This window comes from Natrarchaeobius chitinivorans, assembly GCF_003841505.1.
In the GTDB taxonomy this organism is placed as follows: Archaea; Halobacteriota; Halobacteria; order Halobacteriales; family Natrialbaceae; genus Natrarchaeobius; species Natrarchaeobius chitinivorans.
In genome coordinates, this window is record NZ_REGA01000007.1 from 114919 (window position 1) to 140022 (window position 25104).

Sequence of the window (25104 nt, forward strand, 5' to 3'; positions counted from 1 at the left end):
AGATCTACCCGTTCACAGGACACTCGCGATCCGTTCGTGGATGGGACAGAAATAGCATACACAGCCGGAAGTCGACCGAAAAGAGCGTCCCACACCCGTCCGAGCCGCCGTCCCAAAAGCAAGCCAGGACCACGATTTTCGATATCCGTCCCGCCGCGTCCGGAATCAGTAGTGTCGGTCCTCCCAGTCCGTGTTACGCTCGAACGCATCGGCCACGCTGATGACCGTCTCCTCCTCGAAGTGGCGACCGACGAGCATCAACCCGATCGGCAGCCCGTCGGATTTCCCGCACGGAACCGAGATCGCCGGGTGGCCGGTCATGTCGAACGGCATCGTGTTTCGCGTCCGGCCTTTCTTGCCCTGTGCCCGGTTGACCGCCTCGATCCGGGTCAAATCCTCCTCGAGTTCGAACGCGGTCATCGGCGTCGTCGGCATCGCGAGGACGTCGAACTCGGAGAACTCCTCGTCGTAGGCCGCCGTCAGGTCCTCTCGGAGGTTCTGGGCTTTTCCGTGATAGCGACCGTAGTACTTGTCCTTGAGGTACTTCCCGAGGATGCACTTGAGTTTGACAGTCGGCGCGAACTCGTCGGCCTGAGACCGGCGGGACTTGCCGAACGCTTCGGCGAGGTCGGTGTCGTAATGACCGTCGACGAAGTACCCCGTGCCGTCCGCGTCCCAGACCGCCGCCGCTTCCTCGTTTTCGACCGCGAGCCAGACGAAAAAGCCGTCGACGTGCCACGGAATAGAGACCTCCTCGGCCTCGGCACCGAGTTCCTCGAGCTGGTCGACGGCAGCACGGACGCCGTCGTTGACGCCTTCCTCGCCGCCGTCGAACCCGAACCCTTCGGAGACGACCCCGATCCGACACCCTTCGATGTCGGTCTCGAGCGCCTCGAGGTAGTCACCGGTCTCGACGACCCCCTGGCGGGGATCTCGTGGGTCTTTGCCGGCGATCACGTCGAGAACGCGAGTGGCGTCTTCGACCGACGTCGCCATCGGCCCGATGTGATCGAACGAGTGCCCGAGCGGGGCGGCCCCCCGGAACGGGACGAGTCCGTGCGTCGGCTTGAACCCGACGCAGCCGCTCCACGCGGCGGGCGTGCGTAGCGATCCAGCCTGGTCGGTGCCGATCGCGACGTCGACCTGACCGGTGACGACGGCGACCGCGGATCCGCCCGAAGAGCCGCCGGCCAGATAGTCGTCGTCGAAGGGGTTGAGGATCGGCCCAAACGCCGACATCTCGCCGCTTCCCGACACCGCCATCTCGTCCATGTTCGTCTTCGCGGTAATCTGTGCACCCGCCTCGAGCAGGCGGTCGACGACCGGCGCGTCGTACTTCGGGTGATGGCCCGCCATCACCTTCGAGGCACACGTCATCTCGACGCCGGCGACGGAGATGTTGTCCTTGATCCCGACCTCGTAGCCGGAGAGGGGGCCGTTCGCGTCGGTTTCGACGTCGCAGTACGTGACGATCGCGTTCAGCGGATCCTCGTCGCTAGTGGCTCTGTACCCAGGATCCCGGCGAGCCTCCCGCTGTGAACCCGTCCGGTCGGAGAGTTCGTCGATCCGCGAACAAAAGCCCATCTTGGCCTCGATGAGTTCCATGAAGTCGTCGACCTCGTCCTCGCTCAGGTCGAAGTAGTACGACTCGGCGATGTCGACGAGTTCGTCGCGAGACGGCGGTCTGACAACTGGTGGCAAATGTGTCATACAGGAGGTGTTCGGATCGAGCTATTAAATCTTCCGCTACCGACTCGAGTGGCGGATAAAAACGGGAACGAGTCCACACCGCTGTGGCGACCATTGACTCCGATTGGTTCATCGCAGCCGCCGGAACCGCATCACCAGTCGGCTTTCAGACGGGCGGTAAAGGGCGATTGGCAATACGACCGGTCAGTCAACAGATAGTAAACAACACGATTATTTCGAATTATTGCTGTTCGACTATATCCAGAACATTGAAATGTAGCTTCGTGGTTGGACGTGCCATGGTGTCACATAACACCAACCGATTCGGAGGGATAACCCGACGGAAAGCACTACAAAGCGGAGCCGTTGTGATCGGTGGCGGAGTTGCAGGGTGTCTCACGAGCGACGACGAAAACGGGGAAAACGGGTCACACGAAGTTCACGTATTGGGGCCCGAAGGCGGAATGACTATCCCCGTTTTTCTCTACGGCCAGGAGAACAACGTTTGGCTCGATCGGGGCATCGACTTTAGTTTCGAGGTGACCGGTTACGGGCAGTTTATTCGCTGTTTCTCCGGCGACCAGTGTACCGGGGCTGGCGTTGCGACGACGTTCGATTTCCCACAAGACGTCGCAGATGGAGTTCCTGTGCAGATCTTCTCCCCAAGTATGACGGAGATAAATCATGCCTTCGTTCGAGCCGACTCCGACATCGAGGGACCCGCCGACCTCGAGGGACGGGTGATGGGAGCCGATCAGCTTTCCTCCGGGACGACCCAATCGTTCCGAGCCTACTGGATAGAAGAGCACGGGTTCGACTTGATGGAGGACACCGACGAAATCGTAGACGCCTCGTCGGCGTCGCTGTACGACATGCTGGTCGAAGACGAAGAGATCGATGCCGCAATCATGTTCACAGGCTTTACGATCGACGCGTTAGCCGACGACCGATTCAGATCGATCTCGTATCTGGCCGACGAATGGACGGATCAAACCGGGTATCCACCACAGGTGACGATGCACGGTGCGTTCGAGAACTTCGTGACGTCCAGTCCAGACGCGGTGCTCTCTTTCTGGGAGGGATGGGTCGAAGCGGTCGAACTATTCGAGAGCAACTTCGAGGACGCGATCGCACAGTACGGCGTTCTCGCTGGACTGGATCTCGAGGACGATGCGGAGATGGCAGAGGTCGAACGATTGGTCGAAGAGGCACCGCTCTTTCCGACCGATTGGGGAGAGGGGTGGATCGACTCGCACGTCGAATTTTACGACATGCTCGAGCGAAACGATGCCATCGATAGCGCGCCCGGTCGCGACTCGTTCTTGTTACACGACGAATTGGAGTGATCGTCATGTACGGATATCTCGGTAAGCGCGTGAACGTGGGGTACGATTCGAGGTTGTACCAGCCGACGCTGTACACGTTGATCGCCTTCCTCGGTCTCTGGCAACTGCTGTCTCTGTTCTTCTCTCCCAGAGATCTGCCAGGGTTGGTTCATCTCGCCGAAATCACATACAGCGTGGTGAGCGGCGCAGATCAGTTCTCATTCGTCGAACACGCCTGGATCACGACCCAACGAATACTCGTTTCGTTTGTCTTCATAATGGTGATTGGGACGGTTCTCGGGATTACGATGGGCGTTTCGAAGTACAAGGAATTTTTGACCGTCCCTGTCATGATATTCTTGACCTTTCCGGCGGTCGTGTGGGCGTTTATCCTCGTAATGTGGTTCGGAGCACTCACGACGTACTTCGTCGTGGTGACAGTGACCGTTCTCGCAGTGACACCGTACGTGGCCGTGAATATCTGGAAAGGGGCCGAATCGATCGACGACGATCTGCTCGAGATGGCACACTCGTTCGATCTATCGACTACGGCGATATGGCGCCACATCTTCGTTCCGGCGTTGATGCCGTTTCTCTACTCCTCTGGCCGGCTCGCGTTCGCGTTAGCTTGGAAACTGTCACTGGTTGCCGAGATATTCGGGTCCAGCGTTGGAATCGGGTTCGTCGTTCACTACTACTTCGGTGCCGTGAGGGCGGACATGATTATCGCGTGGTCGATCCCCATGATGCTGGCGATGTTCGGGATCGAGCGGGCGCTCAAAATCGTCGAAAAACGATCCTTCGCGTGGCGACCTGAAGTCGACGACGTCCATAGCGAGGTGAAAACGGCATAATGGCGTTGAAAAACGAATCCCTTGGCGGCGTGATTCGAGACGATGTCGTAGAACCCGTGTTGCGGCGAGTTCGTGAAAACCTCCTCCAGACCGTCCTTCCGATCACTGTGTTGTTGGTGATCTGGGGTGGCGTCGCCAGTTACATTAGCGATCCCGGCACCCTTCCGGGACCGCTGATAACCTTCGAGCAGACGTATTACCTCACGTTTACCGAGGATCCGTACGGGCTGACCGCGCTCGATCACGTCCGCGTTACGTTCGTGAGAGCGATAGTCGCTAGCGTCCTCGTGCTTTTGCTGTCAGTTGTTTTCGGAATTTTGATGGCTGTCGTCAAGCCAGTCGGGGACTCCTTGGTCAACTTCCTGCCGCTCGGAATGACCGTGCCGGCAGTGGTCATCATCCTGCTCTCGTTAGTGTGGTTCGGGTTCCACGAATCCGGGTTGATATTCGCTGTGATCGTCGCGGCGACTCCTTTCGGAGTGATAAACATGTGGCAAGGAGCACGGGACGTCAATATCGGGTTACTGGAGATGGCCCACTCCTTCGACGCCAGTAATCGGATGATCTGGAGACATATCTACATTCCACATCTGCTACCCTACCTGTTCGGTAGCTACCGGTATATCCTCGGGATGGTCTGGAAGGTCACCGTATTAGGGGAGGTATTCGGCCTCTCAGATGGGTTAGGCGCGATGTTGCGAACGCACTTCCAGTTCGGAAACATCGAAATCGTGCTTGGATATCTGATGCTGTTCGTCGGAATCGTGCTGATAATAGAGTACGTCTTCTTGAAACCGCTGGAGGATCACCTGTTCAGGTGGAGGACGTGATAATCATGAGTGCCCGAAACGAAACGCGACCGGCGGAAAACGGGGTGCAAAGGTGCGATACAGACGCTCTCAACGGTACAGATAAATCCGGTAGCGGTCCACTAGAAATCGAGATCGAACTCACAGTCAGTCAATCCCGCACGACGGCCGGTTTCTGGAAGAGGACAAGTGACAGAAAACGGTGGTCAACAGGACGATCGCGAGCGAAGGTGATGACCTGATGTCCATCCACGTAACGAATCTCTCGAAAACGTTCACGGAAGACGAGGGAGAGGAACTGGTCGTACTCGACGACATCGACGTCACCGTCGGCGATGGGGAATTCTATACGGTTATGGGACCCTCAGGGTGTGGGAAATCGACGTTGCTGAATATTCTCGCTGGAACGATCCCTATGGACCGCGGCGAGATCGAATACGCCGGATCACCGATTTCGCCGACGGATCTCCCGGTCGGATACGTGTTTCAGGAACCTCGGTTGTTGAACTGGCGAACGGTCGGTGAAAACGTCGATTTGGTGTTACGGGAACGCGACCTCTCGAAGTCTCAACGGGAAGAGCGAATCGTCGACGTCCTCGAGATGGTCGGACTGCACGACGAACGAGAAAGTTATCCGCTCCGGCTGTCCGGCGGAATGCGCCAGCGCGTCGGCATCGCCCGCGCCCTGGCGGTCGATCCGTCGATCCTGCTCATGGACGAACCCTTCAGTTCTCTCGACGAACTCACAGCCCGAAACCTTCGGGACGACCTGCTCGACCTCTGGAAGTCAACGGAGAAAACGATTATCTTCGTTACCCACGACATCAGCGAAGCGGTCTATTTGTCGGAATCAGTCACGTTTCTCGATACTCGAGGACGGATCTTCCACCAATCGGAGATCGAACACGATCGACCACGAGAACCCGACGATCCAGCGCTCCTCGAGACGGAGGCGGCGTTGATGAAGACCTTCTTCGATCATATGGCTACGATCCAGTCCGTGTAGGATACCCCGAGATATTGTAACGATTTATTAGGACGAGCGCGAACTGTCTCTGTTACACCAGTACCGATTTCCAACGGTTCGTCACGTCCTCGAGAACGGCTTCCCGTTTCTGCCGTGGTGTCGTTCTCCCGTTTCTGTCGTGGTGTCGTTCCTCGACGGCTCGTAAGAGCCGACGACGGCCCGAACCGATCACCCATAGAGGAGGGAGCAGTATTATATACCATCATGACAAAATACGTTCGTATGAGTGAGGTGCACAAAGGCACGGACGAGTTCGTCGAGGAGTTGATGGACGAGCATCGGCGGAAAGCAAAGGAGTTGGCCAACACGTACTACGACGAGGAATACTTCGAGCGGCTGGGCGGCCCGGAAGCCACCATCAGGACGGAGTTTCCGGCGTTCGCCTGGAAGGAGTTTTACTACGGCCTCCTGCCACCGGTTCGACAGTGTGACCTGATCTACCGGCGGGGCGATCCGTACTACGACGACCGCGACATAATCGTGGGGCTTGGCAAACAGATCCGCGACGAGATCAAACACGCCCGGATATTCTCGAACTTCGCCGAACGGTTCGACGCCGACGCCGACATGGTCACCTGGGACGCGCCGTATCACCCGGAAGGCTACTACGACAAACTTGTCGCAGCCGGGTACGCGGGGGCCGACCACGAGGAACCTCACCACGTCGCAGCGGGCTTTCAGTGCTCGACGGAGGTCGGTGCCGCCTTCCAGGTCCGCAACCTCGCGTCCTACCTCGAGTCGGAGTATCCGAACATCGCGAACTCGCTGAAGGACATCGCCGCCGACGAGGGCGATCACAACCACCTCGGCGGACTGATCGCCAAGCGATTCGGGTCGCCGGACGATCACGACCGGATGGCGGAGATCGCCCAGCAGAAGTACGAGGCGATCCGCGACGGGATGAGATACGCGTTCGAAAACCCCGAGGAGTTCGCGCGAGGGGGTGACTGACCGTGCCAGCCGACCGAATTACGTTCACGGCGGACACCGAGATCACGATCACCGACCGGTCCGGAAGCGACGAGCCGGGAGTGGACGCGCTCCACCTCGAGGACCTGAGCCCAATTCTCGAGGTCGAACACGAAGACGGAACCGTCACGAGCTGCGAACTCGACGTCGAGCAGTTCGTAGACGTAATGTCGCTGTACGCGTCGATGGAGACACTCCAGTACGATTGGCGGAGTCCTGGGGTGTAGGCGCCGGCTCTTGGGAAGAACGCGACGGTCGGGACGTGACGACGCGGGGACGGCGGCCAGGGCGTGACGACGCGGGGACGGCGGCCGGGACGTGACGACGCGGGGACGGCGGCCGGGACGTGACGACGCGGGGATGGCGTCCGGCGGGGTATCGACCCAAACGAATATTATCGTTTGAGCGAAACGTCACGTATGGCACTCCGTGAACCGACCAGCGAAGAGATTCGATCGCTCGGCGACGACCTTCACCTCGATCTCACGGACGACGAGGTGGAGGCGTTTCGCGAGTTGATCAGCGACAATCTCGATGCCTACGAGACGGTTCGTCGCTACAGCCAGCGGGGAAAGCGCCAGCCCGACCGCGAGCTCGATCCGGGTGAGCGCGCCCGGACCGACGATCCGTACAACGCCTGGATTACACGGTGTGAGATTTCGGGCGCGGACGACGGTCCGCTGGCGGGCTCCGACGTCGCGCTGAAAGACAGCGTGGCCGTCGCGGGCGTGGAGATGACCTGTGGCTCTCAGGTGATGGAAGGCTACGTGCCGGACGTCGACGCGACGATCGTCACGCGGCTGCTCGAGGCCGGCGGCCGGATCGTCGGCAAGACGAACATGGACGACATGGCGTTTACCGGAAACGGCCACTCGAGCGCGTTCGGTCCGACGCTGAATCCACACGACGATAGCCGGCTGGCCGGGGGCTCGAGCGGCGGGAGCGCCATCGCCATCGTGACCGGCGAGGCGGACGTCGCCATCGGCACCGATCAGGGCGGGAGCATCCGCGTCCCCGCGGCGTGGTCGGGGATCGTCGGTCACAAACCGACCCACGGCCTCGTTCCGTACACCGGAATCGCGGGTATCGAGAACACGATCGACTACGTCGGTCCGATGGCGGCCGACGTCACCACGACGGCGCGGGCGTTGACCGTACTGGCCGGCGCGGATCCGGACGATCCTCGCCAGCCCGACGAGGTGCCGACCGAACGGTACGAGGACGCACTCGAGGGCGACGCCTCCGAGCTCTCGATCGCCGTCGTCGAGGAGGGGTTCGAGCGACCGGAAGCCGACGAACGGGTGAACGAGCGCGTTCGAGCGGGCCTCGAGACGCTCGAGGAGGCGGGAGCGACCGTCGACGACGTCTCGCTGCCGATCCACGACGACGCCGTCGACATCTACTCGGTCGCACTCGCGGAAGGGACCGTCGCGAGCTTTCGGGGCGAGAACGTCGGCCGAAACTGGCGTGGGTGGTACAACACGTCCTGGGTCGAGTCGTTCGGAAAGTTCCGTCGCGCACAGGGCGGCAGCTTCCCGCCGAGTTTCAAGTACAACCTCCTGCTCGGCGCGTACGCGAGCGAGCAGTTCCACTCGGCATACTACGCCCGGGCGATGAATCTCCGAAACGAACTCGAGGAGGCCTACGACGAAGTGCTCGCGGAGTACGACGTGCTCGCGATGCCGACCGCGCCACAGCTTCCGAACGAGTACGTCCCCGACCAGGACATCTTCGAGTTCATCGACGACGCGTGGGGCAGCCTGGCCAACGCCTGTCAGTTCAACGCGACCGGCCACCCCGCTGCGAGCGTTCCCGTCGAGGACGTCGATGGCCTCCCGGTCGGTCTCATGCTGGTCGGGTCTCACTTCGACGACGCGACCGTACTCGACGGCTGTTACGCCCTCGAGTGCGAGATGACCGAAGACCGATAGGGTCCTCGAGGATTCATTCTCGCGGAGTACAGCCGCCCCCATCTCGACGGACCGGAAGTTCCCTCGGGTCCCGGACCGAACAGATCGGTGATTGTGAATCGGCCAGGTCGTCAGGAATCGCCCGTTCGGGTCGCCACAAGTCGTCCGTTCGGCTCCCCACGAATCGTCCGTTCGGATCGTCACGATACGTCCCTTCGGTCGCCACGAGTCGTCCGTCTACGAAATGCGCATGATTCGTCCGTCTACGAAATGCGCATGATTCGTCCGTCTACGAAATGCGCATGATTCGTCCGTCTACGAATCGTGCATGACGACGGTGACCGGCACATCCGCGGACAACAGCACCGACTGGGTCACGCTACCGAACAGCACCTTTCCGCTCGGGCTTCGCTTCCGGCCGCTCATCACGACGAGGTCGGTGTCGATCTCCCTGGCGACGCTGACGATCTGTTTGGCTACATCGCCCTGTTCTCGGCGCACCGTCGCGTCGACTCCGGCGTCCTCGAGACGGTCGACCGCCGTCGTGACGCTCGCGGGGAGGTCGACCTCGTCGAAGAACTCGGTGTCGCCACGGCCACCGTCGTCGGCGCTAGTGCCCACCTTTTGATCGGTCGATAGGCCGCCACTGGCTTCCGTGTGCACGTTCATAACGACTGCCCGGTAGTCGGCGGGATCGCCCGGCATAGCGAGAAGGGTGTCGACGACGGCCACGGCGGTCGACTCGCGTTCGTCCACCGGAATGAGTACGCGGTACATCGTTATCGCACCCGGACGTCGATATCGTAACTTCGAGCCGTCTGCTTGCCTGCTCGCTCTGGTGTGGCGTCGGTTCGGTTGCTAACTGACAATCGATGTGGGAGTTTCACTAACATGGCTTTGCGTACGTATCGTCCTGCAGCTATTTGGTTGTATGGAAATAGTTAGTAGGTGACACGATTGCCAGACAGAACCCGATCACGCCTGTCCAGAGATCGGCCTGATCGCACGGCAGATGGCAGTTCGAAGCGGGGGCGGTTCGATTCGAGTGCAGATAGCGAGACGGATTGCTGGAACGACGAACTGGTGCAACCGCAGTCCGTCTGCGTTCGCACGGCATCGACAGCCACCAAACCGTGTGAGAACTACGAGTCGTGCGATCGTAGCGCGGATATTTCGATTTTTGAGGACGCTGTTTCGAGGACTAACGCGTCAAATTATCTGAATGTGGCGGTTGATAGTGTGTCATATGCCCACAATCGACCGCCAACCTTTTGATAGTGCATCCTGATCAAAGACGTATGAGTCGAAGAGAGCCGATTCTGGAAATGGAAAACATCCACAAAACGTTTCCAGGGGTCGTCGCGAACGATCACATCGATTTCACAGTCAGGGAAGGTGAAATCCACGGACTGCTCGGGGAAAACGGGGCTGGGAAAAGTACGCTGATGAAAGTCCTTTTCGGGTTGTACACGCCCGACAAGGGAACGATCCGGTACAAAGGCAAGCCACTGGACATCAGATCACCCGACGATGCGATCGACGCCGGCATCGGAATGGTTCACCAGCACTTCAAACTCATTCCCAAGTTGAGCGTCACCGAGAACGTGGTCCTCGGCCTCCGGGAAACCTACCCCTCGTTCCACGCAGACTCGGATCGCGTCGCGTTTCAGGGCGACGCCGAGAAAGAATCGGGTCTTTTGAGCAAGGGACCGCTCAGCCGGCTCGGGCGTCTGTTCTCCTACAATCACGATCTCGAGTCCGAACGCGTCCGCAGGGTTGCAGAGGAGTACGACATCGACATCGATCCCGACCTCGACGTGTGGCAACTCGAGATCGGGGAGCAACAGCGCGTCGAGATCCTGAAAGCGCTGTACCGGGACGTCGACCTGTTGATCTTAGACGAGCCGACGGCGGTTCTCACGCCCAACCTCATCGAGCGGCTGTTCAACACCCTGGAGAAGCTCGTCGAGAAGGGCCTGACCGTCGTCATCATCACCCACAAACTCGACGAGGTCAAACAGATCACCGACCGGGTGAGCGTGCTTCGGGAGGGAAAGAAAGTCGACACCGTCGAAACTGCGGACGTCACCGAGGCGGATCTCGCCCGGATGATGGTCGGACGGGACGTCGTCTTCGACATCGAGAAGGACACCGTCGAACGCGGCGAACCGGTTATCACCGTCTCCGACCTGCGGGCGTACAACGATCGGGGGGTCGAGAGCGTCTCCGGCGTCGATCTGGATATTCGGGAGGGAGAGATCCTGGGGCTGGCCGGCGTCGCTGGCAACGGGATGCGCGAAATCGCCGAGTGTCTCGTCGGCGTTCGCGACATCGCCGGGGGAACGATCGAACTCGACGGAACGGACGTGACGGACGCGTCGACGAAAGAGTACATCGAGAACGGCGTCTCCTACGTCCCGCCGGATCGTAACCACGAAGGGAGCGCACCGGGACTGAACCTGGTCCGCAACAGCATCATCAAAGACTATCGGGGTGAAGAGTACGTCACCGGTCCGGCCGAACTCGGGCTGGATTACGGACGCGCTCGGGAACACGCAGAGGAGATCGTCGATACCTACGACGTCAGGGTCCCCAGCGTGGATTCGGACGCCGAAGACCTCTCCGGCGGAAACCTCCAGAAGATGATTCTCGGCCGCGAGTTGATCCGCGATCCGAAGCTTCTCGTCGCGAACCAGCCGACCCGCGGCCTGGACGTCGGTGCCATCGAGTTCGTCCGCGAACAGATCCTCGAGCAGCGCAAAGACGGTACCGGCGTGTTACTGATCTCCGAGGAACTCTCCGAAATCATCGAGATGAGCGATCGAGTCGCCGTCGTCTACGAGGGAGAGATCATCCATCGAACAGACGCCGACTCCGCCGACATCGAAGAGATCGGCCTCTACATGACCGGTGGCGCGGCCGGAGTCGACGAAGAGCAAAAAGAGCAGGCCAGAGTCGACTGAATCGAACGACTCGACGATCGTACCGTCGTTTTTCACCAAAAACCGCCGCCGATCAGAGCGGTGACGCCAGCCGACTCGAGACACGGAGCCGGCTACCCAGGTCGAAACTGGAGACACAGATCGAATCCGCGGAGCTGGATGGCGTCTCTTGCAGTCTGCTATCCAGCGGTGTTTGCGAGCGCGACCAAACATCTAGTCCTCCGGGTGACCGGTTTCGGGCCCCACCGAGAGGCCGGTACAGGAATCCGTAGCAGACGCCGTCGGCGACGATCAGTTCAACAGGGCTACGAGTCTGATTCCCGGGGCGATCGCGAACGCGACGTTGAGCACGATCCAGATCGCCATGATCCTGACTCGAAGGAAGATCAATCCGAGCGTCGAGTAGACCGCCATCAGAACCGATCCGACCGCTAACAACGCGTTGAACGCGACCAGATGGGCACTCGAGATGGTGAATCCTGCTGCCAGCATCAGGAGACCAGCACCGCCGATGGGCCAGAATCGATCTTTGCGACGGTAGTCGATCCAGACGAGGTAGCCCACGCTCAGTATCGCCGCCCCCATCAGGACGGGAAGGCGACCGGCGAGTGGAACCGTCGGGAAGAAGGCCATCGCCGAGCCGAGAATGATGACTACTTGCAGAACCGTCAGCATCATCTCACGGTTGTGGTAGGCGACCAGCAAGAGGACGATCGGACCGACGAGAAAGAGTAGCCGTTGGACGAGCGTCCCCTCCTCGAGAGTCGATCCGACGACGAGCATGACCATTCCGACGATACCGATCAGCTCGACGAGCGCGTCGGAGTATTCCTCGAGCGTCGCTTCGATGGCGTGAGAGAGCGACATGAGTGTGACGTGGGAGGAGTGGGGCGAATTATCGTTCGATCCGTTCGAAATCCACAATCCGTTACGGGACGAGGTGGATCACTCCTCGCGTTTATAGGGAACGACCATCTCGCTTGGCATTCCCAGCGATCCTTCGGACTCGCGGGCCGCCGCCCACCAGAGGACGACGACCGTCGCGAGATACGGATACATCGCGAAGAACGCGGGGTCGGACAGGACGGCACCGACCGTACCGCCACCGACGTCGAAGCCCTGGATCCGGATCTGCATCGCTTTGAAGAAGCCGAAGACCATCGCGACACCGAGGACGTAGAACGGACGCCATCGACCGACGATACAGAGCGCGATCGCGATCCATCCCATTCCCGCGGTCATCATCGGCGACCACTGGTTGATCCAGGCCAGGAGGAGGTGTGCCCCCGCGAGACCGGCCATCGTTCCGCCGAGTATCGTCGCCAGGTACCGCACCCGGAAGACCGGAACGCCGAGCGTGTCCGCCGTTCCTGCGCTCTCGCCGACCGCGATGAGTTCGAGGCCGACGTTCGTGTGGAAGATGCCGTACCAGAATATCGGAACGAGCAACAGTGCCAGAAAGTCAGTCGGCGTCGCGTAGAAGATCGCCGATCCGATAATGGGGATGTTCGAGAGCGGTTCGCCGATGACCGGGAAGTAGACCGTCGGGAGACCGTCGACGCTTCGACCGACCCATCCGCTTCCGAAAAACACGGTCAGTGCAATGCCGATGAACGTGATCATCAGGCCGCTGATGACCTGATCCGCCTTCAGCGAGATACAGAGGAAGGCGTGGAGCCAGCCGGCCAGCGCCCCGACGAGCGCTCCCGCGACGAATCCGGCGGCCACGCTGCCGGTCCAGACGGTGACGACGAGCGAGAGCAGTGCGCTCATCAGCATGATCCCTTCGACCCCGAGGTTCAACACGCCGCTTCGTTCCGCGACGAGTTCTCCGAGGCCTGCGAGTATCAAGGGCGTCGCCGCGGTGAGGGTCGCTCCCAATAGCCCCGCGAGAAACGCCTCGGAAACACCGATTCCAGGCACCATGTTAGTTACCCCCCGATCCGCCGAATCCAGCCATACCGTATACTATCCCTCGCATGGATCTCTCTCCGATGACGATGTCGAATTTGTACGTTCTGACGAACTCCCCGGTGATCAGAAACAGGATCACGAGTGCCTCGATGATCTGTGCGATCGCCGAGGGGACACCGAACCGCGCTTCGATGACGATGCCACCGGTGATCAGGACGCTAAACAGGAGTGCGGCCAGCATCGTCTGGAACGCGCCCCGTCGACCGAGCAACGCGATCGGAATCGCGGTCCACCCGTACTCGGGGAACCAGTCGATGGTCATCGTTTGCTGGTTACCGGCCATGTCGATGAAACCGGCCAGGCCGGCGAACGCACCCGCCAGCATGAACACGACGAACGTGATCTTGGCGGCGCTGATACCGGTCTGTCGTGCGACCTCCTCGTTCGATCCCGACAGGATGATCTCGTATCCGAGTCGCGTCTTGTTGATCAGGAACCACGTGGCGACGACCATGATCACCGCGATCACGATCCCGATGTTGAGTCGACTTCCGGGGAACGTCGGCAACGTCGCCTGAATCGTATCCGTCCGCGGGAACGCTCCGACTTCCGTCGACATCGGACCTGCAGTCAGGTAATTGCTCAGTTGTTCGGCCGTGAACACCAGCATCAACGTCGTCAAAATCTCGTTTACCTCGTACTCGGTGTAGAGGTAGTACGGGACGAAGATCCAGGCTGCCCCGACGACGATCGAGACGAAGAACATGATGACGACCAGGGAAAGCGCGTTCGTCGAGATTCCCAGGTAATCTGGAAGGTTGACGCCGATCCAGATCGTCACGATGCCGCCCAGGATCAGTTGTCCCTCTGCACCGATGTTGTAGAGGCCACTACGAAGCGGGATGTAGACCGCGAGCCCCGCGAGGATCAGCGGTGCACCCCGGTTGAGGACCCGACGCATGTGTGCGGCCTCGAAAAACGGGTTGAGGAATATTTCCAGGTACGCTACGATCGGGTTGACTCCCACAGCGATGAGTGCGACCGACGAAACGAGAAGCGCAAGGAGAACGGTACTGACCGGGATCAGTACCGTCATCCACCGTGGTACGTTCTGTCTCGGGGTCAGATCTAATCTGACATTCATCAATGTGAAAGGCGTACACAATTCGCATACTTAAATCTTCGTTCATTGCCGGACTGAGTCGGGATGAAACCAGTCCAAACGTCCAGTTGGAGAGACAGGTAGAGGTGATTCGGTCGAGGCGGATCGTGAATCGATCACGACTTCATAACAGTCAAGAAATTCTTTCGGACCGGCGTACTGCGAGTCCTCACCCATAGATTTAACTGCGTTCTGTTGGTTAGGGCGAACGTTAGAGGTGATCAGATGGGTTTCAGAATAGGAACTGACATCGGCGGAACTTGTACCGACTCGACCGTGATGACCGACGACGGTGCCGTCCACATCGGCAAAGACCTGACGACGTATCCGGACTTCTCGGGCGGCATCTTCGACTCGCTTACCGACGCGACCGAAGAGATGGACGTCGACCTCGAGGGACTACTCGGTAACACCGACCTGTTTTTGCACGCGACGTCCGTCGGCGAAAACGCGTTGTTCGAACGAGAGGGGGCAGACACCGGGCTGTTGACGACAGCTGGCTTCGAGGAGACGCTCCACGCGACCCGCGGGGGTTACGGCCGGTGGTCGGGACTCCCGTTCGAACAGGTCAAAGACATTATCAACTCCGACAAACCCGAGCCCGTTATTCCCCGAAAGCGAATCAAAGGGCTGTCGGAACGAACCTACCGGGACGAAGTGCTGAAAGACCTCGACGAGGAGGAAGTCATCGACGCGATCGACACGCTGGTCGAGGACGGCGTCGAATCGATCGCCGGCTGTTTGCTCTGGTCGTTTACCCAACCGGCCCACGAACAGCGGATCAAAGAACTCATCGAGGAGCGCTACCCGGACCTGTACGTCTCCGTCTCCCACGAGGTGTCGCCGACGATGGGCGAGTACGAGCGGATATCGACGACGGTGTTGAACGCGTATCTCGGTCCGGCGACCCAGCAGTACCTGACGAACCTGCGAACGACGTTGACGGAATACGGCTTCGACGGACTGCTCCTGTTGATGTTCTCTCACGGCGGGCTCGTCAGCCGCGAGGACGCGGTCGAGCGCCCGGTCGGACTCATGGAGTCCGGCCCCGTGGGCGGGTTGCTGGGAAGCAAATTCGTCGCCTCCCAGCACGACGTCACCGACATCATCTCGACTGACATGGGTGGAACCACGTTCAAAGTCGGCGTCATCAACGACAACCGCATCGAGTACGCCGACGAACCGATGGTGGGTCGCCACCACTACCAGTTCCCCAAGCGTGACATCCACTCGATCGCCGTCGCCGGCGGCAGCGTCATCTCGCTCGAGGAGGGGACGAACGTTCCACAGGTCGGGCCCGAAAGCGCCGGATCCGATCCCGGTCCCGTCTGCTACGGCCGCGGAGGAAACAAACCGACCGTGACCGACGTCGACCTCATCCAGGGCTACTTCTCGCCGGAGTACTTCCTCGGCGGCGAAAAGGAGATGAATCCCGACCGTGCGTACGACGTGTTCGAAGAACAGATCGCCGACCCGCTGGGGAAAAGCGTCGACGAAGCCGCGGCGGACATCTACAAACTCACGAACTCGATCATCGCGGACCTACTGCGCGAAGTGACCGTCGAGAAGGGTATCGACCCGCGCACGTTCACGCTCGTTTCCATCGGCGGTGCCGCCGGAATGCACGCCGCTTCGTACTCGCGGCAGCTGAACATTCCCGAGGTGCTCGTTCCGTACACGGCGTCGGTCAACAGCGCACTCGGGTTGCTCTCGACGGACGTCACCCACGAACACATCGACACTCGGCAGGTCAAGCCGCCGTTCGAAAGCGAGGAGATAAACGAGATTTTCGCCCCCCTCGAGGAGGACGCACGGGGCAAACTCGCCGAGGAAGGCTTCGACGAGTCGGAAACGAAACTCGAGCGCTCGATCAGCATGCGCTACCAGCGCCAGGTCCACGAACTGCTCACGCCCGTCGAAACCACCGGCGAGTTGAGCCAGTCGGATCTGGAAGAGACGATCGATCGCTTCGAGACGCTGTACGAACAGCGCTACGGCGAAGGGTCGGCGTTCAAGGAGGGTGGCATCGAGATGACCGAGTTCCGAGTCCGTGGCGTCGGCCCGCTGACGACCCCGGAGCTAGAAGAACAATCGCGTACCGACTCGAACGTCGCAGACGCCAAAATCGGGACCGAAGAGATGCAGTTCCACGAGACGGATGGCCGGATCGAAGCCAACCTCTACGACTTCGAGGCGCTCTCTCCCGGTGACGAGATTACCGAACCGGGCGTCATCCTGACCCCGGTGACGACGATCGTCCTCAACCCCGGTGACGTGGCGCGAATGGACCGCTATCGCAACATCCGAATCGAAATCGACGCAATCGACTATGAGTGATACGACAGAAACCCCCGAAACAGACATCGACCTCTCGGTCGAGGGAATCGACCCCATAACGTTCCAGATCATCAAGCACCGCCTCGAGCAGGTGACCGACGAGGCTGTCGAGGCGCTCAAACGCGTCTCGGGTGCGCCGAACACGAACGAGGGTCACGACCTGATGGTCGCGCTGTACACGCGAGACGGTGCGTTACTGACCGGCGGGGTCGGGTTCCTCCATCACTATCTGGGTGCCTCCGAAGCGACGAAGAAGATCATCGACCGGTTCGAAGGCGACATTCAGGAGGGTGACGTGTTCATCCTGAACGACCCGTACACCGCGGCGTTGCACCCGCCGGACGTCTACATCATCAGCCCGATCTTCTTCGACGGCGAACTGCAGGCGTTCTCCGCGAGTTTCGTCCACGTCGCCGACATCGGTGCGATCGATCCGGGCGGATTCTCGCCCAACTCGACGTCCGTCTACCACGAAGGGTTCCAGACGCCCGGAATGAAGCTCATCGAGGGCGGCGAGATGCGCCAGGACGTCCTCGATACGATCCTCAACATGAGCCGGGACCCGGGGATGGTCGAACTGGACCTCCGTTCGGAGATTGCGGCGAACAACGTCGCGAAAGACCGTCTCACCGAACTTATGGAGGAGTACAGCGCCGACACCGTCGAGCGGGTCGGTCGAGAGCTGATCGACCAGTCCGAAAAGAAGTTCAGAAAGCGCTTGCTCGAGTTGCCCGACGGACGCTGGGAGGAACGGCAGTATCTCGACTCGCAGGCGGAAGACGAGATGTACACCGTGCAACTCGCCCTCGAGAAGGAGGGTGACTCGCTGACGTTCGACTTCGAGGGAACCAGCGGCGAGAGCAAGTACGGCATGAACTGTACGTACATCGCGACGGTCGGCGGGGTGATGGCTCCGCTGTTCCCGCTCATGTGTCACGACATGACCTGGAACGACGGCATCATCAAAGTCGTCGACGTCGACGCGCCGAGCGGGACGATCGTCAACGCCGAACGGCCGGCACCGATCTCGATCGCCACCGTCGGAACGTTACAGATGTGTAACTCGCTATCGACGCTGGCCGTCTCGAAACTGCTCGGCTCCCACGACTCCTACGCCGACCGGGCAACCGGCGTCTGGCACGGCGCACACGCCCACGTCTCGATCGAGATCGGTCGCGAAGAGGGAACCCACGTCGAAGCGCTGACGGACACGTTCGCGGGTTCCGGCGGGGCACGAGCGTTCGACGACGGCGTCGATCTCGGTGGCGAGGTGGTCAACATCGTCGCCCGGTGGGGGAACGTCGAACGACACGAGGCGGTGCTCCCGCTTTGTTACTTGAACCGCCAGTACGTCTCGGACTCGGGCGGCCCCGGCGAGTACCGCGGCGGCGTCGGACACGAATACGCCGTGACGCCGGTCCCCAGCGCCGACTTCGAACACATCGACGTCGTAACGATGGGACGCGGAGTCGACCTCCCGCATTCGACCGGCGTCTTCGGTGGGTATCCCGGCAGCAACATCGAATACGCGCTCCACGAGGACGCGGAACTCTGGGGAAGAGACAGCGACGAGTCGTTCCCACCTGAACGAGACGAGATGCCAGAGTCGAGGGGGATGCAGTGGGGCGTTACCCCGCTCGAGGAAGACGACGTGTTCTACCTCCGGTTCGCGGGAAGTGGCGGCTACGGCGACCCGCTCAAACGCGATCCGGACGACGTCGGCAGCGACGTCGCCGACGGAGTGATCGACCAGGAGACCGCATCGACGGTGTACGGCCTCGACGTCGACGTCGACAGCGGCGAGATCGTCGAGGACAACCGCAACAGCAGCCGCGAGGAGCGACTCGAGAAAGCGGATTCCCCGTCGGAGACGATCGAAGACGTCGAAACGACGCCGACTGACAACTACCTGAGTGCGGACCTGCGAGTCGTCACCGGTGACGACGGGACGCCGTATGCGTCCTGTGGCGACTGTGGAACGCTTCTCGCTCGAGCCGACGAAGACTGGAAAGAGGGGGCCGCCGTCCTCGAAAGTCCAGTCGCCCGGACCGGTGTCCACACCGAGGGACCGGAGGATTACTGCCTGCGTGAGTTCCTCTGTCCCGACTGTGGCACCCTGCACGACACCGAGGTGTCCGAACGCGACGATCACCACCTGATTTCGCGGCTCTCACCGTAGCGCTTCCTTCTCGACTCGCCGTCTCGCTTTCGTTCGACCGGATCGTTCACGGTAATCAGTCCCCCACTGCGATCTCACTCGAGAGGTTATCAAATATAATACACGCATATAGATCACGAGGTTTATATTTACACTAGTACCGTCGTAATTATAGTATTCAATGGTGACAGTTCCCCCGATAGGGGGACACAGGCGACGAGAATCAGCGGCTCCGGGATGAGACTGCGGAGATACAGACCCCCCTGCGATTGGGCAGTGTCGGACAGAAACGGCCGAAACGAGTTACACAGACCCCGTACCCCCAGGTGTGCAGTGGGACGACCAGGCTCCAGACGCCCAGGTGTGCAGTGGGACGACCAGGAATGCAGTGATCTGTAGTGAGACCATAGTAACACCTATAGAACTGGCACGTGACGTTCTCGTCGTGCCTAGTAGCGATAGTCTAGCTGAAACCGATCCGGACGTCGCCGACGCGATAACGGCCGAGCGGACGCGCCAGGAGTCGAACCTGAACATGATCGCATCCGAGAACCACCTCTCGGAGGCGGTTATCGAAGCGCAAGGAAGCGTGCTGACGAACAAGTACGCAGAGGGGTACCCCGGTTCACGGTACTACGGCGGGTGCGAACACGTCGATACGATCGAAACGCTCGCCAGAGACCGTGCAACGGAACTGTTCGGGGCCGACCACGCGAACGTCCAGCCCCACTCGGGAACGCAGGCAAACATGGGCGTCTACTTCGCGATCCTCGAGCCCGGCGACAGGATACTGTCGCTCGATCTCACCCACGGCGGCCACCTCAGCCACGGCCACCACGTGAACTTCTCCGGCCAACTGTACGAGGTCGAGCAGTACGGCGTCGACCCCGAGACGGGCTACGTGGATTACGACGAACTCGAGTCGATGGCGAACGACTTCGAACCGGCGCTCATCGTGAGCGGATCGTCGGCGTATCCTCGAGAGTTCGACTTCGACCGAATCGGAGAAATCGCCGACGACGTCGATGCGTACCATCTGGCCGACATCGCCCACGTCACGGGGCTGGTCGCTGCGGGCGTCCACGCGAATCCCGTCGACGTCGCCGATTTCGTGACCGGGTCGACCCACAAGAGCATCCGGGCCGGTCGCGGCGGGATGATACTGACCGGCGAGGAGTACGCCGAGGATATCGACAGCGCGATCTTCCCCGGCGCACAGGGGGGACCGCTGATGCACAACGTCGCCGGCAAGGCCGTCGGTTTCGGCGAAGCCCTGCAACCCGAATTCACGGAGTACGCCGAACGAACGGTCGCAAACGCCAAAGCGCTCGCAGACGTGTTTATCGACCGCGGACTCTCGCTGGTCAGCGACGGGACCGACAAGCACCTCGTTCTGGTGGATTTCAGCGAATCACACCCCGACCTTACCGGGACTGACGCCGAAGGGCTGCTCGACGACGTCGGTATCACCGTCAACAAAAACACCGTCCCCGGCGAAGAACGGTCCCCGTTCGTTACCAGCGGAATCCGCGTTGGAACGCCCGCACTTACGACCCGCGGGATCGACGAATCGACGATCGAAGAGATCGCACATCTCATGGTGGATCGGCTGGACAACCCCGACGACGAGACGCTCGCCGACGAAATCGACGCCGAAGTGGACCGACTCGCCGACGAACACCCGATTTACGATCGGTAACGGCCGAACAGGGTGTCCTCGAGTCACGGGTACCGGCGAAACGTGGCGAATTTTCACGGACACGCGATGCCGATTATCTCGACAGTATTCTCGCGTTATACGGAGGCTCATACTACCGGCTGTAAGTCGTTCAAAATTCTCGCCGCACCGGTGTGGCGAGAGTCGTGACACAGTTACAGCCGGCAGTATCAGCTGTGATCGCTTTCCGCGAGTCCCGACTCCTCGACGATTCTCGAGGCTGCGTCGATCGCTTGCTGTCGGAGGTCGGGATACTCCTCGGTCAAACTCACCTCGCCGTCTTCCATGACGAAACTGCCGTCACAGATGACGGTGTCGAACTCTGTCCCCCTGGCCTGGTAGACGAGCGCTCGGATCACGTCCGGGAGCGGCGTAAACTGTGGGTGGTCCACGTCCAGAAGCGCGACGTCGGCGCGCTTGCCGACCTCGAGCGAGCCGAGCGTGTCCTCCTTTCGGATCGACCGGGCGGCTTCGATCGTTGCCATGTCGAACACTTCCTGGGCAGGGAGGACGCCGGGATCACGGTGGTGGCCCTTGTGTGCGAGCGCAGCCAGCCGGAGGTCACCGAGCATGTTGACTTGATCGCTGAGGATGGAGTTGTCGGTGCCGACGCCGACGGTGACGCCCCGATCGCGCATCGACGGAATCGGTGCGAATCCGTTTCCGAGTGCCATGTTCGAGCCGACGTTGTGAGCGACTCGCGTATCTGTCTTGGCCAGAAGTCGGAGGTCTCGATCGGTCACCTGAACGCAGTGGCCCAGCAGCGCGTGTTCACCGAGACAGCCGATGTTTGAGAGCTTCTCGATGCTCGAGATCGCTCCGGCCTCCTGCTCGGGAGCCTCGGCGGTGTGTATCGTCGTCATCACGTCGTGTTCCTCCGCGAGCCGGTAGGACTCCTGGAGTCCCTCGGTCGTCATCGCCTCGATGACGACCGGTGCGATCCAGACTTCGTGACGACCGTCGGCGCTTCCGTGATAGTCGTCGATGAGCGATTCTACCTCGGCGACCCACTCGTCGGTCTCCGCCGTGTACTCGTGTTGGTCGGGGTGGTCGACGGTCGGTTCCTTCGCAGTGATCGTCTCGATGAGCGCTTCGAACCCCTCGTCGGGGGGGAGGTCCCGGACGCCGCGAGCGTAGATGCTCCGAATGCCGGAGCGTTCGAACGCCCGGAACTTCGACTCGAGCATCTCGGTCGCGCCGTAGCGCATTTCGGCGTCGTTCTCGACGAAGGTCGTGATGCCGGACCGAATCGCCTCCCAGCAGTACAGGGCCGCGGCGGTTTCGTGGTCGTCTGGAGTCATGACCGACGTCCCTGGTTGTTTGACGTTGTACAGCCAGTCGTAGAGACCCCGATCCGTGCCACAACTTCCCCGGAGGAGGATGTCCGTGACGTGGGTGTGGGCGTTGATGAGCCCTGGAATGACGAGGTGATCCGACGCGTCGACGACCCGATCGGCGTCGACTGCACCGGCGACCTCGTCGGTCGGGCCGACTGCTGCTATCGTATCGTCCTCTATGGCGACCGCGCCGTCGTGAATGATCTCACGGTCGTCGTTCTGGGTGACGACGATACCGTTCTCGATAAGTATGCGTTCCATTCACAGAGAGGTTCCGCGCATACGCCTATAAACGTTGTGTCAGCCGTGTCTGTCGCCCGTATTCGAACGTCCCTCATCGGCCGTTCGTGACGAGTCTGAACGCAACTGCGAACGTCACGCCCTCGAGGCGACGGAGGAGGGGGATCGGCCATCTAACAGTTCCGTCCAACAGCACCGACAGGACTGGTACGTTCTGCGTGGCAACTGGATCGTAGCGTTCAAAAAAGATCCCGAGCGAAACGCCGGCGGGATTAGTCTTCTTCTTCGACGTCGATGCCTGCGACGTACTCGTCGGTAGCCGAGACGCGTTCGTACGCCCCCCAGTCTTCGTACTGCGTCCCCTCGAAGATGTCCTCGTCGGTGATCTCCCCGGTTTCGATCGCTTCGACCGTCTCGAGCATGTCGTCGGCGACGTCGTCCGGCACGTTGTCCCCGATTTCGCCCAGTTCGACGCCGCCTTCCTCGAAGCCCCAGTAGTTTCCGTGAATTTCGTCCAGTCCGAACCGGTCGGTGTCGTCGAAGAGCGTACCTTCGAGAGCGTGCTCGACCGCCAGCCTGTGGAACGGGGTCCAGTTCCAGACCCGACTCGACACGTACCGATCGTAGTCGATGTCCGTTCCTTTGAAGTCGTCGGCGTACCCGAAGCCCCAGATGTCTTCGTCCTGTGCGACTTCGAGTGCGTTTGGCGAACTGACTCGATATCCGAGGACGTCTGCACCCTCTGCGACGAGCGCCTCGGCAGCGTCGATCTCCAGGGGCGGGTCGAACCACGTGTTGACCGTTCGAACTTCCATCTCGACGTCCGGATTGACGGATCTCGCACCCTGTATGATGGCGTTCAGTTCGGTCATCGTACTCGGGATGTTGAACGACTGGACGATCCCGATCGTGTTCGTCTCGGTTAACATCCCGGCCGCGCGCCCGAGGACGTAACAGGGGTCCTCGAGTTTGCCGAGATAATACCCTTTCTGTGGGTGTTGTTCGTACCCCTCGACGGGCGCGAGTCGGGGGGTTTCGATGAAGACGTCGTCGTGTTCTTCGATAGTTGCCGTCGCGGGAGTCCCGTAGTCGAACGTGGCTGCCTCGATTATGTCGTATCCCTGTGCGGCGAGGTCGTCGAACGTCTCTCTGGCCTCGCCCGCAGCGATGTCTTCGACGACGGTGGTTTCTATCTGATCGCCGAACTCGTCCTCGAGTTCTTGCCGGGTTTCTTCGTGGGTGTTCACCCAGCCGATGTCGGCGAGCGGTTCGTTGTGAACGTACGCCACACGGACTACGTCGTCGTCCCCGTTCCCGTTCCCGTTACCGTTTCCGTTGCCGTTCCCGTTGCCGTTTCCATTATCATCGCCCATACAACCAGCCAGGCCAGCCATTCCCACCGCACCCACTGCACCTGATTTGAGTACTGATCTTCGTGTATGCATGTCACGTCACCTGATAACACACTCGAGCACGTATTACTTAAACTTTTTTATCGATTTCCTAGCTGTGTTACAGTCGACGCCGCAGATGGGACGAAAACTCGGGATCTGTACGTTCAACCGTCTACCGGGACCCCCTATATCAGTCCAAACTACACTGTTCCCACCGGGACAGTTCGGACGGGGTCCGTAGCCAGCCAGCCTGTGAAAGCGCCCTTGCGAGCCCGCCGACGGGCAGGGATAGCTCCGAGGAGGTAGTCGACCGATTCGACGGTCCAGTCGGGAGCAGGAAACCGGGAGAGACGAACCTATCTCGAGCGTTCAGATGGGATCAGGTCACACGAGTTTGCTCGCCGGACGTGGAAATGTTAATACCGGTTGCACCACAATGGGAAACCGATGTGCAAGGACTAAAATATGCAAACCCCGAGACGGTCGAAGAGGCGTGTACCCTGTTACGGGACCACGGCGAAGACGCAGCGATCCTGTCGGGTGGACAGTCGCTTCTGCCGATGTTGCGACAGCGAGTCGGGTCCTACGATAAGGTCATCGACATAAACGGCCTGCCGGATCTGGAGTACGTTCGCGAGACGGACGGGGAGATCCGGATCGGGTGTCTGAGCAGACACGTCGACGTCGCTTCCTCGAGCGTCGTCGAGGAACACTGCCCGATTCTGGCGGACGTTGCAGCGGAGATCGGCGACGTTCAGGTCAGAAACCGCGGAACGTTCTGCGGGGCCGTCGCACACGCTGATCCCTCCGGAGATCCGCCGGTCGTCGCCACCCTCCTCGACGCGACGATCGTGGCACGCAACGCCGACGAAAAGCGAACGCTCTCCGGGAGTTCGTTCTATCACGGCTTCTACGAGACCGACCTGTCGAAAGACGAACTCGTGACCGAAGTTCGGTTCCCCGTCCTCTCCGCAGGAGAGGGAGCCGGATTCGAGAAGTACGAACCCACAGAGGGTGCGTACCCGGTTGCGACGGTCGGAGCGTATCTCTCGCTGGCCGACGACGGGCGGATCGAAAACGCGACGCTCGTGACGGGCGCACTCGAGGCGGGTCCGACGCCGATGGACGACGCCGCCGAGGTCCTCGAGGATCGAGAGCCGACCGACGACGTACTGACCGAAGCGGCGGAGCAACTCGGCGAGGATACGATGCCGGTCGACGACTTCGAGGGATCCGCCGCGTTCAAGACGAATATCAGCAAAAAACTCGCGAAAGATGCACTCCAGACGGCGCTCGATCGCGCGGAGAACGAACGATGAA

19 protein-coding genes are annotated in these 25104 nt (G+C 60.5%); 12 read left to right on the forward strand and 7 right to left on the reverse strand.

What is annotated here, in order from left to right; genetic code table 11:
- Nucleotides 1–165 precede the first annotated feature (165 nt).
- The gene (locus tag EA473_RS10150; RefSeq protein ID WP_124195548.1) at nt 166–1710 is read right to left on the reverse strand and encodes an amidase; all 1545 of its coding nucleotides are present in this window, start codon (nt 1708–1710) and stop codon (nt 166–168) included.
- Between the two features lie 443 nt (nt 1711–2153).
- On the opposite strand from EA473_RS10150, the gene EA473_RS10155 reads away from it, so the two are divergent.
- The 7 genes from EA473_RS10155 to EA473_RS10185 all read left to right on the forward strand — a co-directional run bounded on the left by EA473_RS10155 (nt 2154) and on the right by EA473_RS10185 (nt 8604).
- On the forward strand, nt 2154–3035 hold the full coding sequence (locus tag EA473_RS10155; protein WP_165875251.1) for an ABC transporter substrate-binding protein: 882 nt from the start codon (nt 2154–2156) through the stop codon (nt 3033–3035).
- Between the two features lie 5 nt (nt 3036–3040).
- Nucleotides 3041–3868 (forward strand): ABC transporter permease, encoded by an 828-nt coding sequence (locus EA473_RS10160; RefSeq protein WP_124195550.1) that lies wholly within the window; start codon nt 3041–3043, stop codon nt 3866–3868.
- Nucleotides 3868–4698, forward strand: a complete 831-nt coding sequence (locus EA473_RS10165) for an ABC transporter permease (protein WP_124195551.1) — start codon at nt 3868–3870, stop codon at nt 4696–4698. Before EA473_RS10160 ends, EA473_RS10165 begins: the two co-directional genes overlap by 1 nt.
- Nucleotides 4699–4918: 220 nt before the next feature.
- Nucleotides 4919–5683, forward strand: a complete 765-nt coding sequence (locus EA473_RS10170) for an ABC transporter ATP-binding protein (RefSeq protein WP_124195552.1) — start codon at nt 4919–4921, stop codon at nt 5681–5683.
- Nucleotides 5684–5926: 243 nt separating this feature from the next.
- A complete protein-coding gene (locus tag EA473_RS10175; RefSeq protein ID WP_124195553.1) occupies nt 5927–6655 on the forward strand; it encodes a hypothetical protein in 729 nt (242 codons plus the stop codon).
- A gap of 2 nt (nt 6656–6657) precedes the next feature.
- Nucleotides 6658–6900: a hypothetical protein gene (locus EA473_RS10180; RefSeq protein WP_124195554.1), complete on the forward strand. Its 243-nt coding sequence runs from the start codon at nt 6658–6660 to the stop codon at nt 6898–6900.
- Nucleotides 6901–7092: 192 nt separating this feature from the next.
- Nucleotides 7093–8604 carry an amidase gene (locus EA473_RS10185; protein ID WP_124195555.1) on the forward strand — a complete coding sequence of 504 codons (1512 nt, stop codon included), beginning with the start codon at nt 7093–7095 and terminating at the stop codon, nt 8602–8604.
- A gap of 294 nt (nt 8605–8898) precedes the next feature.
- Here the strand turns inward: EA473_RS10185 and EA473_RS10190 are convergent, their stop codons facing one another.
- Nucleotides 8899–9360 carry a universal stress protein gene (locus tag EA473_RS10190; protein WP_124195556.1) on the reverse strand — a complete coding sequence of 154 codons (462 nt, stop codon included), beginning with the start codon at nt 9358–9360 and terminating at the stop codon, nt 8899–8901.
- A gap of 521 nt (nt 9361–9881) precedes the next feature.
- Between EA473_RS10190 and EA473_RS10195 the strand changes: the two genes are divergently transcribed.
- Nucleotides 9882–11546 carry an ABC transporter ATP-binding protein gene (locus tag EA473_RS10195; RefSeq protein WP_207890168.1) on the forward strand — a complete coding sequence of 555 codons (1665 nt, stop codon included), beginning with the start codon at nt 9882–9884 and terminating at the stop codon, nt 11544–11546.
- Nucleotides 11547–11816: 270 nt separating this feature from the next.
- Here the strand turns inward: EA473_RS10195 and EA473_RS10200 are convergent, their stop codons facing one another.
- The 3 genes from EA473_RS10200 to EA473_RS10210 form a co-directional block, all read right to left on the reverse strand.
- Complete coding sequence (locus tag EA473_RS10200; protein ID WP_124195557.1) at nt 11817–12392, reverse strand: hypothetical protein; 576 nt, start codon at nt 12390–12392, stop codon at nt 11817–11819.
- A 78-nt stretch (nt 12393–12470) separates the two neighbouring features.
- Entirely contained in the window at nt 12471–13451 is a 981-nt protein-coding gene (locus EA473_RS10205) for an ABC transporter permease (RefSeq protein ID WP_124195558.1), read from the reverse strand.
- 1 nt (nt 13452) lies between these two features.
- On the reverse strand, nt 13453–14535 hold the full coding sequence (locus EA473_RS10210; RefSeq protein ID WP_165875252.1) for an ABC transporter permease: 1083 nt from the start codon (nt 14533–14535) through the stop codon (nt 13453–13455).
- 291 nt (nt 14536–14826) lie between these two features.
- Here EA473_RS10210 and EA473_RS10215 point away from each other — a divergent pair, with 291 nt between their 5' ends.
- The 3 genes from EA473_RS10215 to glyA all read left to right on the forward strand — a co-directional run bounded on the left by EA473_RS10215 (nt 14827) and on the right by glyA (nt 20795).
- A complete protein-coding gene (locus EA473_RS10215) occupies nt 14827–16938 on the forward strand; it encodes a hydantoinase/oxoprolinase family protein (RefSeq protein WP_124195560.1) in 2112 nt (703 codons plus the stop codon).
- Nucleotides 16931–19117, forward strand: coding sequence for a hydantoinase B/oxoprolinase family protein (locus EA473_RS10220; protein ID WP_124195561.1), 2187 nt, complete (start codon nt 16931–16933; stop codon nt 19115–19117). The genes EA473_RS10215 and EA473_RS10220 overlap by 8 nt, the downstream gene beginning before the upstream one ends.
- A gap of 424 nt (nt 19118–19541) precedes the next feature.
- On the forward strand, nt 19542–20795 hold the full coding sequence (gene glyA, locus EA473_RS10225) for a serine hydroxymethyltransferase (RefSeq protein WP_124195562.1): 1254 nt from the start codon (nt 19542–19544) through the stop codon (nt 20793–20795).
- A gap of 188 nt (nt 20796–20983) precedes the next feature.
- Here the strand turns inward: glyA and EA473_RS10230 are convergent, their stop codons facing one another.
- Nucleotides 20984–22411 carry an amidohydrolase family protein gene (locus EA473_RS10230; protein ID WP_124195563.1) on the reverse strand — a complete coding sequence of 476 codons (1428 nt, stop codon included), beginning with the start codon at nt 22409–22411 and terminating at the stop codon, nt 20984–20986.
- A 251-nt stretch (nt 22412–22662) separates the two neighbouring features.
- Complete coding sequence (locus EA473_RS10235) at nt 22663–23763, reverse strand: BMP family ABC transporter substrate-binding protein (protein WP_165875253.1); 1101 nt, start codon at nt 23761–23763, stop codon at nt 22663–22665.
- Nucleotides 23764–24233: 470 nt separating this feature from the next.
- On the opposite strand from EA473_RS10235, the gene EA473_RS10240 reads away from it, so the two are divergent.
- Nucleotides 24234–25103 (forward strand): FAD binding domain-containing protein, encoded by an 870-nt coding sequence (locus EA473_RS10240; protein ID WP_165875254.1) that lies wholly within the window; start codon nt 24234–24236, stop codon nt 25101–25103.
- Nucleotide 25104: the final 1 nt, after the last annotated feature.